Origin of the sequence: Marinobacter iranensis (genome assembly GCF_029207565.1) — a bacterium.
GTDB lineage: Bacteria > Pseudomonadota > Gammaproteobacteria > Pseudomonadales > Oleiphilaceae > Marinobacter > Marinobacter iranensis.
On sequence record NZ_JANCMW010000205.1, the window covers coordinates 1 to 267 of the forward strand.

General features: G+C 48.7%; 1 protein-coding gene. It reads right to left on the reverse strand.

Going from position 1 to position 267, the window contains the following annotated elements; translation table 11 throughout:
• On the reverse strand, positions 1–267 hold a 267-nt coding region (locus tag NLU14_RS22040), incomplete at both ends, for a hypothetical protein (protein WP_275710635.1).

A 267-nucleotide genomic window follows, 5' to 3' on the forward strand; every position in this document is an offset into this window, starting at 1 on the left:
CTTCGCCTTCGCCGTCCGTAACCGGTCCCTGATAGGATATCCAACTTCCGACGTTATCCGTATAAGGTTTGCTGAGCGACGACTTTCCGACCAACGCATCTGTATAGGCACGCTTGAAATCACCTGAAATCCCATACTCGTCGCCCGTATGATTACCGGCATCGTCAAGTGCCTGATTGACTTGAAGCAATACCACGTTCGTGCCTTCATTGGTTTCTTTCGAAAACGTTGAGAAATAATAGGCATTGACTATCTCGTTCCCATCCG